Genomic DNA, 14,859 nt, shown 5'->3' with positions numbered 1-14,859 from the left:
AGTCGGCCGCCCGATCCAGATGGAGGACCCCAAGGTGACGCGTACGATTCCGGCTGCCCGCCGCCGCATGGGGCTGGGCGCCGCGCTGCTGGCTTCCGCCGCGCTCGGCGTCGGTCTGCTCTCGGGCTGCAGCGCCGGTCAGATCACGCAGACCGACACCCAGGTCGCCCCGGTGCCCGGCGTGAACGCCAACAGCGCCGACGGCCTGATCGCGCTGCGCGACGGCACTGTGGCCTACTCGGGCGACTACAAGCCCGGCAGCGTCGTGCCGCTCGAGGTGCGGCTGTTCAACAACGCGAAGCAGTCCGTGAAGCTGACCGGCGTGACCTCAGCGAGTGGCACCGTGGTCCTGGTCGGCGGGTCTTCCGCCGCGGCCGCGGCCACTCCCGCCGCGGCCTCTCCCTCGCCGACCACGCCGCGCTCCGCGTCCGGGTCGCCGTCGGCGGCCGGGTCGTCACCTGCTTCCGCGACCGCGGCCGCTTCGAAGTCGCCTTCCGCGCCCGCCGCGGTCGGCACGGCGAAGATGGCCGTCGAGATCCCGGTCGGCGGATTCGTCGCGCTGGGCCAGAGCACCAAGACGTACCTCGCGGTCGAGAAGCTCTCCGGCGAGCCCCTGCTGGCCGGTGGGGCGCTGAAGGACGTGGCGTTCACCTTCACGTACGCCGACGGCAGCACCACCACCATCACCCTCGACGAGATGCCGATGACGGTGCCGCTGAGCCCGCTGCCGAAGCCGACCTCGGTCGTGGGGCACGAGGGCGAATAGTTTTGTCATACCCCTCGGCTAGTTTTCGGGTGTGACGAAGACGAGGGGCGCTGCCTACCAGTGCGACGTGTGCGGCCACCGGCCGGCGAAGTGGATGGGGCGGTGCCCCGAGTGCGGTGAGTGGGGCTCGATCATCGAGTCCGCCCCACTGGCCGCGCTCGGCCCCTCCGGCCAGCGCGCCGTCCAGAGCCGCGCCCCGCTGGAGCCAGCCCGCCCCATCGCCGAGATCAGCGCCAAGCCGGCCCAGGCCCGCCCGACCGGCGTGGCCGAGTTCGACCGGGTGCTCGGCGGCGGCATCGTCCCCGGCGCGGTCGTCCTGCTCGCCGGCGAGCCCGGGGTCGGCAAGTCCACCCTCCTGCTCGACGTCGCCCAGCAGTGGGCCAAGCACAGCGACACCCCGTCCCTCGTCGTCAGCGGCGAGGAGTCGGTGAGCCAGGTCCGCCTGCGCGCCGAGCGCATCGGCGCCCTGCACGAGCGGCTCTACCTGGCGGCCGAGAGCGACCTGGGCGCCGTCTTCGGCCACCTCGACGCCGTCAAGCCCGGCCTGCTCATCCTCGACTCGGTGCAGACCATCTCCGCCCCCGGCACCGATGGCGTCGCGGGCGGCGTCACCCAGGTCCGCGCCGTCACCGCCGCCCTGGTCGCCATCGCCAAGGAGCGCGGCCTCGCCACCGTCCTCGTCGGCCACGTCACCAAGGACGGCAACGTCGCCGGCCCCCGCGTCCTGGAGCACCTCGTCGACGTCGTGCTCAACTTCGAGGGCGACAAGCACTCCTCGCTGCGCATGGTCCGCGGCCTGAAGAACCGGTTCGGTGCCGCCGACGAGGTCGGCTGCTTCGAGATGCACGAGGGCGGCATCACCAGCCTGCCCGACCCGAGCGGCCTGTTCCTCACCCGCTATGCCGACGCGGTCTCCGGCACCTGCGTCTCCGTCGCCATGGAGGGCCGCCGCGCCCTCGTCACCGAGGTGCAGACCCTGATCGGCGCCCAGACCCCGGGCTCCCCCCGCCGCACGGTCAGCGGCCTCGACTCCGCCCGCCTGGCCATGATCATCGCCGTCCTCCAGCAGCGCGCCAAGATCCAGCTGCACGACCGCGAGGTCTATGCCGCCACGGTCGGCGGCCTCCGCGTCACCGAGCCCGCCGTCGACCTGGCCCTGGCCCTCGCCGCCGCCTCCGCCGCCCACGACCTCCCCATGCCGCCCGACCTGGTCGCCGTCGGCGAGGTCGGCCTGACCGGCGAGGTCCGCCGCGTCGGCGCCGTCCCCCGCCGCCTCGCCGAGGCCGCCCGCCTGGGCTTCCGCTTCGCCCTCGTCCCTCCCGGCTGCGGCCCCGCCGCCACCGGCGTCACCCCACCGGGCATGCGAGTCCTGGAGGTCGGCGACGTGCGGACCGCCCTGCACTACGCGGTGAAGGCCTCCAGCGAAGCCGACCCCCGCTGACCTTCAATCCGCAGAGGGCAGGGAGGGGAGGCGTCGCCGTACACCAAGGCCGACCACCATGAGATCGACGCCACCCCGCGAAGTCGGCCCTCGCCCGCCACGCTGCCGCCGACACGCAGACCGCCCCGCACCACACGGCGACGCCGACCTCCGCCAGCGCTGCACCTGCCGGACCAACGCCGCCGACACGCGGACCACCCTGCACCCACACGGCGAAGCCAACCCTCGCCCGCCACACTGCCGCCGACACGCGGACCGCCCCGCACCACACGGCGACGCCGACCTCCGCCAGCGCTCCGCCTGCCGGACCGACGCCGCCGACACGCGGACCATCCTGCACCCACACGGCGAAGCCCTCCACTGAGGTCGACCCTTCCCGCGCCAACACCGGCGACGCCCGAGACGCCCATGCACCACGCCGTGGGGTCCTCCAGCAAGAGTCGCCCGTCGCCGGCAAGTCTCCGCCCATTCGCTGCCAGATCGGCGCCGCAGCAGCTCGACCGGCGCAACGCTGTGCGTCGCCAACGTCACACCACGCGGCAGCACCCCCGACCCCACCGTCGCGCACACCGAGGTGCCAGGCGCGGGAGGTGCCCAGCGGTCGCGAGGCTCGGCCCGCGGGACGTCGGCACCAGGTGGCGCGACTCGTTTGGGCGAACCCGCCGCTCCTCCATGATCCCGTGCGGTTCCGGTGGCCGGCGAGCCCGACACGAACTGGCAGCGAACGGACGCCGCCCCGCACCTCCGTGACAGCTCGGATTGACATTGCGCGATCCAACCCCCATTCCAGAGATCGTCTTGGGGGTGGATTGTGTGATGCCGATGGCGCAAAGGCCGCATACCCAAGCATTGATCAGCGTCTGTCGCGGGCGCCGAAAGCCGCCCGGCAGGTCAGAGAGGCGCTGACCCCGTACGCGCTTACGGTTGCCACCGGAGCTGTCGCCCGGACGACATGGGATTCACTGCAACCTCTCTCCCTGCTGTGGCGGTTTGTCGCCGTACGGCCGGACAACCGGTCGCCGATGGGGAGGAAGGCAGTGTGAGCACCTTGCTTGACGGGGGGTCGGCCACAGGCCGCGTCAGCGCGGACCGGCCGACCGCAGGCGGGCCAGGCAGGACTGCGGCCGGCCACAGGATGCGGCGCGCACGCGCAGTCCCAGCCAGCGCGGCACGCGCGGCTGTGCGCCGCGCAGCAGCGCATTGGGGTGCGGGTGAGAATCCCCGCCGGGACCCGCCGCGTCAGCGGTGGGGCGGAAGCACAGCGTGAGAATCCCCGCCGGGACCCGCCGCGACAGCGGTGGGGAGGGTTACAGCGTCAGCTGGTTGGCGATGAGGACCTGGTCGGGGGCGAAGGCGGCCAGCGCCGCGAGCTGACCGTCGGCGGTGCCGGTGAAGTCGCGGAGGCGGACGGCGACGTCGAAGCCGCGGGCGCGTTTCGAGGGGGTCTTCGACAGTTCGCGGACGACGTTCTGGTCGAGCCATCCAGGGTTGGTACCGGTGCGGTCCAGGCCGGCCCGGAGCCTGACCAGCAGGTACCCCTCGCCGTCGACGTCCATCAGGGTCACCTGCGCGACGCGTGACCACGGCAGGACCAGCGTGCGGACCCAGCCGGGGCGCAGGGTGAGGGCGAAGTGGTTGGCCCCGACCCGGGGGCGGCGCACGACGGCGAGGACGAACGGGGTGGCGCCGATCACGGCGAGGCCGGCGGTCCACATCGGAAGGTCGGCGAGGGGGTTGTTCGCGCCTGACGGGAGGACGTCGGGCTCGTCGGCGAAGAAGCCGCGGACCAGGCCGGCCGCGAGGGAGGCGGAGAGCACGTACCAGGCGAGGCTGACCAGTGCGCGGGACGGGAAGCTGCGCCGCCACTCGATCCGCTCGGGACCGGCCACCGATGAGACCTCACAGACATCAACTTCGATCCATCGGCTGATGGCGTCGGCCCACTCTACGGGCTGGGTCGATACCGCACCAGCACCGGATGTCCGACCATCCGTAGACTGTGCGGGTGCCGATAGACCGCGAGCCCAGCAGAGGCGGTTCCCACACCGGCCTCAACGGGGGTTGGGCCGCCGCAGACCCGATGCGGGCGACGCTCGCCCTGATGGCGCCGGGGACGGTGCTGCGCGACGGGCTGGAGCGCATTCTCCGGGGGCGCACGGGCGCCCTGATCGTGCTCGGCCACGACAAGGTGGTGGAGCAGATCTGCACCGGCGGGTTCCCGTTGGACGTCGAGTTCTCCGCCACGCGGCTGCGTGAGCTGTGCAAGATGGACGGTGCCGTCGTCCTGTCGAGTGACGGCACGAGGATCGTCCGGGCGGCCGTGCACCTGATGCCGGACCCGACGATCCCGTCAGAGGAGTCGGGGACGCGGCACCGCACGGCCGAGCGGGTGGCGAAGCAGGCGGGGTTCCCGGTCATCTCGGTGAGCCAGTCGATGCGGATCATCGGCCTGTACGTGAACGGCCAGCGGCACGTGCTGGACGACTCGGCCGCGATCCTGTCGAAGGCCAACCAGGCGCTCGCCACGCTGGAGCGGTACAAGCTGCGCCTCGACGAGGTCAGTGGGACGCTCTCGGCGCTGGAGATCGAGGACCTCGTCACGGTCCGCGACGCCGTTGCGGTGGTGCAGCGGCTGGAGATGGTGCGGCGCATCGCGGACGAGATCGCGGGGTATGTGGTCGAGCTCGGCACCGACGGGCGGCTGCTGGCGCTGCAGCTCGAGGAGCTGATGGCGGGCGTCGAGGCCGACCGGACGCTGGTGATCCGCGACTACCTGCCGTCGGGGCGGCGCAGCCGTTCGTCGGACGACGCGCTCGACGAGCTGGACGCGTTGACGGCGACGGAGCTGATCGACCTGGTCGCGGTCGCGAAGTCGCTGGGCTACCCGGGGGCGAGCGACGCGCTGGACGCCGCGGTGTCGCCGCGCGGGTTCCGGCTGCTGGCCAAGGTGCCGCGCCTCCCGGTGCTCGTCGTCGACCGGCTGGTCGAGCACTTCGGCAGCCTGCAGCGGCTGCTCGGCGCGACCGTGGAGGACCTGCAGGCGGTCGACGGCGTCGGCGACGCCCGCGCCCGCGGCGTCCGGGAAGGCCTGAGCCGCCTGGCCGAGGCCTCGATCCTGGAGCGCTACGTCTAAGAAGAGACCGGAGCGTCCCGTCCAGGACCAGGACAGGACCAGGACAGGCTTAGGTGAGCTGCACCTGGACCGGCGCGCTCAGCTTGGTGTCGAGGCGGGCCATCAGCTCGTACTTGCCGGCGGGCGGCACCTCGCGGTGCTCGCACCCGTCCTTGGTGGTCTTGCCGTTCCACGTGGTGGAGAACTGGACCTCGATGCCCGGCTTCAACGTCGTGGGCTGGCTGCCCCTCGGGGCGTCGCAGGCGTCCGACGACCACACCTTGGCCGCACCGACCTGCAGGTAGAGCTCCTGGAAGTCGGCGCCGAGGTCACGCGTGCAGTCCCGGGCCGAGGTGTTCTTGATCTTCAGGAAGAACTTGAGATACGCCCCGCGGAACTGCATCGCCTGCTCGGGCTGCGCCACCAGCGACAGGTCCGTGTCGGCGCAGACCGGCAGCGTGGACGCCACGACGGGCGCACTGGAAGGCGGCGCGCTGGTGGCCGGGTCACCGGTCGTCGGCGTCTGGATCGTCGGGTCGGCGGCCGCGGCCGGAGTGGCCGACGCCGGCGCGCTCGTCGCAGACTGGGACTGGGCCGATGCCGGGGTACGCTTCGGGTCAGGTCCGGAGCACTGCACCCACAGCATGAGCACCACGATGAGCAGCGCCCCGCCGACGATGGCGCGACGCCGCCAGTAAACGCCAGCGGGAAGCGGGCCAACCGTCAGCTTCATGATGCACTCACCGTATCGAGGGAACGAGTGGCGGACGGGGCGGCGCGCCGTGTAGACCGCTCAGAGATAGACCTTGCGGGCGTAAACGGCATGCGCGCCGGCAACACGATCAAGGAACAGTAACCCAGCGCAATGATCGATCTCGTGCTGTAAAGCCCTCGCTTCGAACGCATCCGTAGTGATCTCGATCTCGTCACCCGTTCCGGGGACCTGCCCGGCGACGACGAGCCGGTTGGCGCGCTTCACGTCGCCGGTGAGGTCGGGCACCGACATGCAGCCCTCGCGGCCCTTCTGCCACTGCGACGCCTCGACGATCCGCGCGTTGCACAGCACCAGCGTGCCGTGCACGGTGCGGGCCTTCGGATGGCCGGTGACATCGACGGCGAAGACCTGCGCGCCGACGCCGACCTGCGGCGCGGCGAGCCCGACGCAGCCGGGTGACACCCGCATCGTGTCGGCGAGGTCGGCCGCGAGCTTGACGATGTCGTCGGCGCACGGGTCGACCGTCCCGCCGGCCGTGCCCAGCACCACCGCAGGGGCCTGGACGACCTGCAGGACGGTCACATCAGGTCCGCTTCGCCCGCGCGCAGCGTCGCCTCGACACCGAGCTCGCCGGCGACCCGCTCGATCGCCGCGGCCAGGTCCGCCATCGGCCCGGGCGCGTCGACCTCGGCCACGACCACGTAGAGGTTGCCGGCCAGACGCGTGGTCAGGTCGGTGATGTTGCCACCGGCCGCGGCCACGGTACGGCTGAGCGCCGCCACGATCCCCAGCTTGTCCGCGCCGTGGACGGTCAGCACGTAATGCTCGCCCGACGGCTCGTCGACCAGGTCCTGGCCCACCTCCCGGACGGTGACCAGCAGCGTCCTGCCGGCGGTCAGCGGCGCGAGCGCCGACTCGACCTCAGCGGCGGACACGTCCCCGGCGCAGACCAGGGTCATCGCGAAGTGCCCGCGCAGGCGGGTCATCGTCGAGTCGGTGAGGTTGAGGCCCAGACCGGCGAGGATCTCCGCGACGTCGGCGATGATGCCGGGGCGGTCGTGGCCGATGACGGTGACGGCGTACTCGTTCACCTGGCTTATCCTTCCTTATCGCCTCCATCGCCCTCTCACAGACCGTCACCAGTTGGTACGACGCCAACGCCCGTGACCTCCCCTGGCGGCAGCCCGACGCGACCCCGTGGGGCGTGCTGGTCAGCGAGGTCATGCTCCAGCAGACCCAGGTGTCCAGAGTGGACCCCGCCTGGCGCCGCTGGATGGAGCGCTGGCCGACGCCCGCCCACCTGGCCGCTGACCCGCCCGGCGAGGCCATCCGCGCGTGGGACCGCCTCGGCTACCCGCGACGCGCCCTGCGCCTGCACGCGTGCGCGGTGGCGATCGTGGAGCGGCACGACGGTGTCGTCCCGGACGACGTCGACGCGCTGCTCGCACTGCCGGGCATCGGCATGTACACGGCCCGGGCGGTCGCCGCGTTCGCGTTCCGCCAGCGCCACCCGGTCGTGGACACCAACGTCCGCCGGGTCGTCGCCCGGATCGTCGACGGCGTCGCGGACGGCGGACCCGCCACCACCCCCGCCGACCTGCGCGCCGTCGAGGTCCTGCTGCCCGAGGACCACGAGGCGGCGGCCCGCGCCTCGGTCGCGTTCATGGAGCTCGGCGCGGTGATCTGCACCGCCCGCGCGCCGCGCTGCGAGGAGTGCCCGATGGCCGGCGTCTGTGCCTGGCGCCTCGCCGGGGCACCGGCGTCCACCGGTCCGAGCCGGCGCACCCAGCGGTACCACGGCACCGACCGCCATGTACGGGGCCTTCTGCTCGCGGTGCTGCGCGCCAGCGACGACCCGGTGCCCGCGTCGCGGCTCGACCTGGTCTGGGACGACGAGGTGCAGCGCGGCCGGGCGCTGGCCGGGCTGATCGAGGACGGGCTGGTCCGGGAGCGTGGCGGGACGTTCACGCTGCCAGGGTGAGCCGAGGGTTGCAGCCGTTTCAGCTGGTTTTTCCCACACGTTTCGGGACTCCCCTCACGCGCTCGCGTGGATAGGCTCACGGCGTGCTCATCCCTCACTTCAGGGCACGCCGGGTCGCCGCGGCGGTCCTCGCTGTCGCGACGCTCGCGGGCTGCGCCGCGTCGAAGCCTGACCATCCGAAGTGGACGGAGGCCGCCCCGTCGGCGGCGGTCGCCTCCAGCGCCGTCGCGGCGTCGCCTGCCTCGTCCGAGGTGCCCCCGCCGTCGGCCTCGCCCGCCGCCAAGCCCTCCAAGACGCAGACCAGCACCGCGGCGGCACCACCCGCCGGCGCCAACTACGGTGACCGGCTGCCGAAGTTCGACCGCCCGCCGACGGCCGACAAGGTCCACCTGCCGGAGAGCAATCTCGCGCCGTACTACTCCCGCATCCAGACCGACCAGCCCGTCGCGTTCATCACCATCGACGACGGTCAGGTCAAGCGCCCCGAGGCCCTCGACCTGATCAAGCAGGCCGGCGTGCCCGTCACGCTGTTCCTCATGATCGACGCGATCAGGAACGACCCGCAGTACTTCAAGCGCCTCCAGGACGCCGGCGCCGTCATCGAGGCGCACACGGTCACCCACCAGAGCTTGCGCGGCAAGTCGTACAACGTCCAGCGCAGGGAGATCTGCGACTCCGCGGACAAGCTCGGCAACTGGTACGGCCGCCGCCCCGTCCTCTTCCGCCCGCCGTACGGCGAGAAGGACGAAACGACGCTGAAGGCCGCCCACGACTGCGGCATCCACGCCGCCTTCTTCTGGAAGGAAACCGTCGACAAGGGCATCGTCCGCTACCAGCAGGGCAACACGGTCCAGCGCGGCGACATCATCCTGATGCACTTCCGCGACCGGTTCGTCGACGACTTCATCGCCGCCCTCCAGGCCATCAAGGCCGCCGGCCTCACCCCGGCCCTACTGGAGGACTACATCCCCTGAAACGCCGCCAGCAGCGCCTGCCGTTCGTGCTCAGCGAGCGGCAGCCGCTGCTGGATCGTTCGCCGCAGCGGCTCTGGTACGACGAAAGCCTCCCCCTCCTGGCGAACCGGCACCACGAGCGGCGGCACCGCGCCCCAATCCTCCGCGAGGCCCAGGACATCCGCCCTGCCGGCGTCCACCACCGGCAGGTGCGCGAGCCGCCGGACGAACTCCCGCTCCCCCGCGTCCAGCACCCCGATCAGCGCGCCGACGAGATGCTCCTGCAGCCCCCCGTCGACCCGCGCCAACCGCCGCACGCTGCTCGCCCGCTCCGCCTGCGGCACGCGCGCCAGCCACGCCGCCGCCAGCCCGACGAGCCCCGGCCACCCGCCCGTCAGCAGATGCAGATCAGGCGCCAGCCCGTCGGCCCCCGCCGCGTCCGCCAGCGCCGCCGCCAGCACCTGATACGTCTCGTCCTCAGCGAACGCCAGATGCCCCGCCCCCAACCGGTCCACGGCCGCCACCGGAATCGGCTCCCTGCCACTGAGCACCAACGGCACCACCCCGACCAGCGCGACCACCCGCCCCCACCCGGCGCCCCCGACCTCCAGCCGCTCCACCCCGTCGACAACGACGACAACATCCAGAGGCACCTCGGCCGGCAGTTCTTCCGCCTGTACGACCATCGCCCCCCGCCGCTCGGCCCACTGCCCCAGCAGCAGGCTCTTCCCCGCCCCACTCCCCGCAACAACCACGACAACGGGCGCACCCCCCGCCCCACCCGCTGGACCGTCCGGCTCAGCGTCCGGACCGCCCCCGACCGCCCGGACGGACGCACCAGCCGACCGAAACTCGGACGAGGTGCCCGAGCCGACCCCGAACGGGCGAGCGGATGCAGCGCCCGGACGAGCCTCGGGCGAAGTGTCCGAGCCGGCGCGGAGCGGTTGAGCGGATGCCGCGCCCGGGCGAGACTCGGACGAGGTATCCGAGCCGGCGCGGAGCGGGTAGGCGGATGCAGCGCCCCGGCGAGACTCGGACGAGGTATCCGGGCCGGCGCGGAGCGGGTAAGCGGACGCCGCGCCCGGGCGAGACTCGGACGAGGTATCCGAGCCGGACCCGAACGGGCGAACGGATCCAGCGCCCGGGCGAGACTCGGACGAGTGGGACCGCTCCGGCGCGAGACCAGCGTCCCGGCCTGCATCTCGGCGGGGCCACTCCCGGCCAGATTCGTCGAACACCCTGTCGAGCCGCGCGAGCAACCCCGTCCGGACGATCGGCCGCGGCGCGACCGGCCGCCCGAAGCGAGCCGCCCCGAAGTCCCGCCACCACCCACTCACGCCAGGCAACGTAACCCGCCGACGCCCCCCGCGAACCCTCGACATGTCACTCCTCGCCACCAACCCCACCCGCCCGCGTGACACCACCGCTCCCCCACGACACCCCGATGTGTGATCCAAGGACGGTTCTGGCCGCCACCACGACCGGTTCCGTCCTTCGATCACCACAGCTGAAACGTCAGAACGCTCGACGCCGGACAGCGGAACGCGGTAGTTCCGATGGACACCGCTGCAGCCATCACCCCGCCGCTTGCTTCCACGCCGCCGGCTTGATCGAAGGACAGATCCGGCCGCCACCAAGACCAGAACCATCCTTCGATCACCACACCCGCCGAACGCCAGGGCGCTGAACGCCGCAACGCGCCGCTCGTCCCTCTTCCGGATCCACAACGAAGCCAACCCGACAGAACCACCACCCCACACCACACCGCGCAACCCGACTCCCACGCCACCGGCTTGATCGAAGGACGGATCCGGCCGCCACCACGACCAGAACCATCCTTCGATCACCACAGCCGGACGCCAGGTCGCTTAAGGTCACACCGCTTGCCGCTTTCGGATCACGACGAAGCCGACCCGACGGGACCATCGCCCACACCACACGCCGCGCGATCCGACTCCCACGCCGCCGGCTTGATCGAAGGACAGATCCGGCCGCCACCACGACCAGAACTGTCCTTCGATCACCACACCCGCCGAACGCTGGAGCGCTGGATGCAGCAGGGACAGTCGCCGGAACGCGTGCCGGGCCTTGACTGGGGACGCGGATTCAAAGAATGACGCACCCGCGCTTCCGGTCACGGCGGAATGCTCTGGTTCCCGCAGAAGGCGGTCGGCACGCAAGGTGGACGGCGGCGCGGCCTGAACAACGCAAACGCCAAAGGCGCGAGCTGGTGTTGCAAAACGCAACAGTCCGCGCCGGGGCGCGAAAACGGGAAAGGCCCCCGTCCTGAGTGGGACGGGGGCCTTTCGCGTGGTGCCGGGTCAGGCAGCGGACTCCTCGGCGGAGCCGCCCTTGGTCAGCTCGGCGGGGACGGCGTCCGGGACTGCGCCCGGGCGGTCGGCGCCGTTGAAGACCAGCTTGGCCTTCTCGAACTGGGCCGGGTCGCCTTCGCAGTCGATGACGACGATCTGGCCCGGGCGGAGCTCGTTGAACAGGATGCGCTCGGAGAGCGAGTCCTCGATCTCGCGCTGGATGGTGCGGCGCAGCGGCCGCGCACCCAGGACCGGGTCATAGCCCTTGTTGGCCAGGAACTTCTTCGCGTTGTCCGTCAGCTCGAGGCCCATGTCCTTGTTGCGCAGCTGGGACTCGATACGGGCGATCATCAGGTCGACGATGCCCAGGATCTGGTCCTGCGCGAGCTGGTGGAAGACGATCGTGTCGTCGATGCGGTTGAGGAACTCCGGGCGGAAGTGCTGCTTCAGCTCGTCGTTGACCTTCTGCTTCATCCGCTCGTAGTTGGACTCGTTGTCCTCCGACGCCTGGAAGCCCAGGGACACGGCCTTGGCCACGTCGCGGGTGCCCAGGTTGGTGGTCAGGATGATCACCGTGTTCTTGAAGTCCACGATGCGGCCCTGACCGTCGGTGAGACGGCCGTCCTCCAGGATCTGCAGGAGCGTGTTGAACACGTCCGGGTGGGCCTTCTCGATCTCGTCGAAGAGGACCACCGAGAACGGCCGGCGGCGGACCTTCTCGGTCAGCTGGCCGCCCTCGTCGTAACCGACATACCCGGGAGGCGCGCCGACGAGGCGCGACACCGTGTAGCGGTCGTGGAACTCGGACATGTCGAGCTGGATCAGCGCGTCCTCGGAGCCGAAGAGGAACTCGGCGAGCGCCTTGGACAGCTCCGTCTTCCCGACGCCGGACGGGCCGGCGAAGATGAACGAGCCGGAGGGGCGCTTCGGGTCCTTCAGGCCGGCCCGGGTGCGCCGGATGGCCTTCGAGACCGCCTTGACCGCGTCGTCCTGGCCGACGAGGCGCTTGTGCAGCTCGTCCTCCATGCGCAGGAGGCGGGCCGTCTCCTCCTCGGTCAGCTTGTAGACCGGGATGCCGGTCCAGTTCGCCAGGACCTCGGCGATCTGCTCGTCGTCGACCTCGGACACGACGTCGAGGTCGCCGGCCTTCCACTCCTTCTCCCGCTGCGCCTTCTGACCGAGCAGTTGCTTCTCCTTGTCGCGCAGCTGCGCGGCACGCTCGAAGTCCTGCGCGTCGATCGCGGACTCCTTGTCGCGGCGCACCTGGGCGATGCGCTCGTCGAAGTCACGCAGGTCTGGCGGCGCGGTCATCCGGCGGATGCGCATCCGCGCGCCGGCCTCGTCGATCAGGTCGATCGCCTTGTCCGGCAGGAAGCGGTCGGAGATGTAGCGGTCGGCCAGCGTCGCGGCGGCCACCAGGGCGGCGTCGGTGATCGTCACCCGGTGGTGCGCCTCGTAGCGGTCGCGCAGGCCCTTGAGGATCTCGATGGTGTGCGCCAGCGACGGCTCACCCACCTGGATCGGCTGGAAGCGGCGCTCGAGCGCGGCGTCCTTCTCGAGGTGCTTGCGGTACTCGTCGAGCGTGGTGGCGCCGATGGTCTGGAGCTCACCACGGGCCAGCATCGGCTTGAGGATCGACGCGGCGTCGATCGCGCCCTCGGCGGCACCCGCACCGACGAGCGTGTGGATCTCGTCGATGAACAGGATGATGTCGCCGCGGGTGCGGATCTCCTTGAGGACCTTCTTCAGGCGCTCCTCGAAGTCACCGCGGTAGCGCGAACCGGCGACGAGGGCACCGAGGTCGAGCGTGTAGAGCTGCTTGTCCTTGAGCGTCTCGGGCACCTCGCCCTTGATGATCCGCTGGGACAGGCCCTCGACCACGGCGGTCTTGCCGACGCCCGGCTCGCCGATCAGCACCGGGTTGTTCTTGGTGCGGCGGGACAGCACCTGCATGACCCGCTCGATTTCCTTCTCGCGCCCGATGACCGGGTCGAGCTTGCCCTCGCGGGCGGCCTGGGTGAGGTTTCGACCGAACTGGTCGAGCACCAGGCTGGTCGACGGAGCGGCCTCGCCGGGGGCACCGGTGCCGGCGGCGGCCGGCTCCTTGCCCTGGTAGCCGGAGAGCAGCTGGATGACCTGCTGGCGGACCCGGTTGAGGTCTGCGCCGAGCTTCACGAGGACCTGGGCGGCGACGCCCTCACCCTCGCGGATCAGACCCAGCAGGATGTGCTCCGTGCCGATGTAGTTGTGCCCGAGCTGCAGCGCCTCGCGCAGGGACAGCTCCAACACCTTCTTGGCGCGCGGCGTGAACGGGATGTGCCCGCTCGGCGCCTGCTGACCCTGGCCGATGATCTCCTCGACCTGCTGGCGGACACCCTCCAGCGAGATGCCGAGGCTCTCGAGCGCCTTGGCCGCCACGCCCTCACCCTCGTGGATGAGGCCGAGCAGGATGTGCTCGGTGCCGATGTAGTTGTGGTTGAGCATCCGGGCTTCTTCCTGCGCCAGGACGACAACCCGTCGTGCTCGGTCGGTGAACCGCTCGAACATCCCTGCTCCTTCACGTGCCGTGTCCGTCGCCGCCGCCCCTGCCGCGGAACCCCTCGAGGGGGTCGCCACGCCGAAGCTCTGTCGGACGCCAACGTGACCGTGCCATCACTCTATCGCCGTAGGCCGACACATTGCGGGTGTGCGCCATTGCCGCACCCCACCATCGGACCATGTCGGAGTCGTTGCGTAGTACTTGTCTACCCGCCGGGGACGCGTGTACCCGGCGCTTTTGCCCAACGCGAGCATCCGTCGCCGTGTTCCTGCTGGCGAGCCCGTACGCCAAGAGCGAAATCGACGCACCATGCAAGTCACCCACCGTGGCTGGTCAGCTACGGTGGGTGAAGGATGCTGAAAGAACCCCAAAACGACCGCTCAGGTCGAAACCGGTCAACGGTCGCTAACGGCCGGCCTCGGCGTTGTAGCGGTCCACGATTTCCTGCTTGATGCGACCCCGGTCGGAGACCTTGATGCCCTTGTTCTGAGCCCATTCCCGAATCGCCTTGTTCTGCTCGCGATCGGCGGCTGCCCCACCACGGCCGCGGGCACTGGCGGCGCGCCCTCCGACCACGACGCCACCCCGGCCGACCTTGGTCGCCGCACCGAGGAACGGCCCGAACGCGTCACGCAGCTTCGTCGCGTTCTTCTTCGAGAGGTCGATCTCATACTGAACGCCGTCCAGCGCGAACTTCACGGTCTCGTCGGCGTCCCCGCCGTCGATGTCGTCGACCAGCACGTGGATGGTCCGCTTGGCCACTGTCGTATTCCCTTCGAGGAAGCTCGCCCCGCGTTGTGCGAATGCAAAGATAACGCAATCAGGGACCGCTTCGTCAACGGTACGCCGAAACTACCGCCACCGCACCAGTGGAAACACTCGGCGTTTCCCGAATGCCGGGCACAGCGGGCGGCAAGCCAACGCGATCGATTCCCATCACATCCCTGCCGCCGGTGGCATTCCGTACTCCAACGCGCGCGGATTGTCTCCGAGCAGGCATCCGCACCCGGCGCGCGCACCCCGGGCAGGGCCGTAGGCAA

At 71.0% G+C, this 14,859-nt stretch carries 12 protein-coding genes; 5 read left to right on the top strand and 7 right to left on the bottom strand.

Translation table 11 applies throughout. From position 1 onward, the window contains the following. The first annotated feature begins 34 nt into the window (after nt 1-34). Nucleotides 35-766, top strand: a complete 732-nt coding sequence (locus ACFY3L_RS28970; protein WP_389330661.1) for a hypothetical protein — start codon at nt 35-37, stop codon at nt 764-766. Nucleotides 767-797: 31 nt separating this feature from the next. After that, nucleotides 798-2,207, top strand: coding sequence for a DNA repair protein RadA (radA, locus tag ACFY3L_RS28965; protein WP_389330658.1), 1,410 nt, complete (start codon nt 798-800; stop codon nt 2,205-2,207). 1,307 nt (nt 2,208-3,514) lie between these two features. Here the strand turns inward: radA and ACFY3L_RS28960 are convergent. Continuing rightward, on the bottom strand, nt 3,515-4,096 hold the full coding sequence (locus tag ACFY3L_RS28960; RefSeq protein WP_389330654.1) for a hypothetical protein: 582 nt from the start codon (nt 4,094-4,096) through the stop codon (nt 3,515-3,517). A 191-nt stretch (nt 4,097-4,287) separates the two neighbouring features. Here ACFY3L_RS28960 and disA point away from each other — a divergent pair, with 191 nt between their 5' ends. After that, nucleotides 4,288-5,340 (top strand): DNA integrity scanning diadenylate cyclase DisA, encoded by a 1,053-nt coding sequence (gene disA, locus ACFY3L_RS28955; RefSeq protein ID WP_389331391.1) that lies wholly within the window; start codon nt 4,288-4,290, stop codon nt 5,338-5,340. Nucleotides 5,341-5,389: 49 nt separating this feature from the next. On the opposite strand, the gene ACFY3L_RS28950 is transcribed toward disA, so the two are convergent. The 3 genes from ACFY3L_RS28950 to ACFY3L_RS28940 are packed head-to-tail and all read right to left on the bottom strand — an operon-like array spanning nt 5,390 to nt 7,125. After that, on the bottom strand, nt 5,390-6,052 hold the full coding sequence (locus ACFY3L_RS28950; RefSeq protein ID WP_389330651.1) for a hypothetical protein: 663 nt from the start codon (nt 6,050-6,052) through the stop codon (nt 5,390-5,392). A 60-nt stretch (nt 6,053-6,112) separates the two neighbouring features. Further along, a complete protein-coding gene (locus ACFY3L_RS28945) occupies nt 6,113-6,616 on the bottom strand; it encodes a peptide deformylase (protein ID WP_389330648.1) in 504 nt (167 codons plus the stop codon). Beyond that, nucleotides 6,613-7,125 carry a glycine cleavage system protein R gene (locus tag ACFY3L_RS28940; RefSeq protein ID WP_389330645.1) on the bottom strand — a complete coding sequence of 171 codons (513 nt, stop codon included), beginning with the start codon at nt 7,123-7,125 and terminating at the stop codon, nt 6,613-6,615. Before ACFY3L_RS28940 ends, ACFY3L_RS28945 begins: the two co-directional genes overlap by 4 nt. A gap of 17 nt (nt 7,126-7,142) precedes the next feature. On the opposite strand from ACFY3L_RS28940, the gene ACFY3L_RS28935 reads away from it, so the two are divergent. Beyond that, nucleotides 7,143-8,015 carry an A/G-specific adenine glycosylase gene (locus tag ACFY3L_RS28935; RefSeq protein ID WP_389331388.1) on the top strand — a complete coding sequence of 291 codons (873 nt, stop codon included), beginning with the start codon at nt 7,143-7,145 and terminating at the stop codon, nt 8,013-8,015. Nucleotides 8,016-8,098: 83 nt separating this feature from the next. Further along, the gene (locus ACFY3L_RS28930; RefSeq protein WP_389330643.1) at nt 8,099-8,989 is read left to right on the top strand and encodes a polysaccharide deacetylase family protein; all 891 of its coding nucleotides are present in this window, start codon (nt 8,099-8,101) and stop codon (nt 8,987-8,989) included. Here ACFY3L_RS28930 and ACFY3L_RS28925 read toward each other — a convergent pair. The 3 genes from ACFY3L_RS28925 to ACFY3L_RS28915 all read right to left on the bottom strand — a co-directional run bounded on the left by ACFY3L_RS28925 (nt 8,977) and on the right by ACFY3L_RS28915 (nt 14,581). Next, the gene (locus ACFY3L_RS28925; RefSeq protein ID WP_389330640.1) at nt 8,977-9,654 is read right to left on the bottom strand and encodes a hypothetical protein; all 678 of its coding nucleotides are present in this window, start codon (nt 9,652-9,654) and stop codon (nt 8,977-8,979) included. The two genes, ACFY3L_RS28930 and ACFY3L_RS28925, sit on opposite strands and share 13 nt — an antisense overlap. 1,635 nt (nt 9,655-11,289) lie before the next feature. Next, nucleotides 11,290-13,827, bottom strand: coding sequence for an ATP-dependent Clp protease ATP-binding subunit (locus tag ACFY3L_RS28920; RefSeq protein WP_363393817.1), 2,538 nt, complete (start codon nt 13,825-13,827; stop codon nt 11,290-11,292). Nucleotides 13,828-14,224: 397 nt separating this feature from the next. Next, entirely contained in the window at nt 14,225-14,581 is a 357-nt protein-coding gene (locus tag ACFY3L_RS28915; protein ID WP_033363218.1) for an Lsr2 family protein, read from the bottom strand. Between the last annotated feature and the right edge of the window lie 278 nt (nt 14,582-14,859).

Source organism: Dactylosporangium sp. NPDC000521, assembly GCF_042898305.1.
Taxonomy (GTDB): domain Bacteria; phylum Actinomycetota; class Actinomycetes; order Mycobacteriales; family Micromonosporaceae; genus Dactylosporangium.
The sequence above is the reverse complement of the archived record's forward strand: the minus strand, read 5'-3'. Positions and strand labels throughout refer to the sequence as shown.

Excerpts from the sequence above, each read along its gene's own strand:
- disA (WP_389331391.1), top strand. The coding sequence starts at position 4,288 with ATGCGGGCGACGCTCGCCCTGATGGCGCCGGGGACGGTGCTGCGCGAC.
- ACFY3L_RS28950 (WP_389330651.1), bottom strand. The coding sequence starts at position 6,052 with ATGAAGCTGACGGTTGGCCCGCTTCCCGCTGGCGTTTACTGGCGGCGT.
- ACFY3L_RS28925 (WP_389330640.1), bottom strand. The coding sequence starts at position 9,654 with ATGGTCGTACAGGCGGAAGAACTGCCGGCCGAGGTGCCTCTGGATGTT.
- ACFY3L_RS28920 (WP_363393817.1), bottom strand. The coding sequence starts at position 13,827 with ATGTTCGAGCGGTTCACCGACCGAGCACGACGGGTTGTCGTCCTGGCG.